1 protein-coding gene is annotated in these 282 nt (G+C 61.3%); it reads right to left on the minus strand.

What is annotated here, in order from left to right; genetic code table 11:
• Positions 1-122: 122 nt before the first annotated feature.
• The gene (locus ACWGTI_RS32900) at positions 123-281 is read right to left on the minus strand and encodes a transposase domain-containing protein (RefSeq protein ID WP_454590711.1); all 159 of its coding nucleotides are present in this window, start codon (positions 279-281) and stop codon (positions 123-125) included.
• Position 282: the final 1 nt, after the last annotated feature.

Genomic DNA, 282 nt, shown 5'->3' on the forward strand with positions numbered 1-282 from the left:
GCGACGAAGCGTCGCCGACTGCCCTCGCTTATCCAGCCAATGTCCGAGCTTCTCGAAGGACATCGCGTAGTCGGCCATGGTGGTCTTGGCGGGCCTGCGCTCCTGTCGTGGCTTGTGTCTGGTCATGCAGCGGCTCTTTCGGCTTCGCGTGCCGCTTTCCAGTTCCAAATCAGGAGCTCGTGGAGTTGGTTGTTCGTCGTGGCGTCGCTGACCATGCGCTCGAGAACGTCGGTGAGATAGGCTTCGGGATCGACGCCGTTCAACTTGGCCGAGTTGAGCAGC

This window comes from Mesorhizobium sp. ArgA1 (assembly GCF_053714375.1).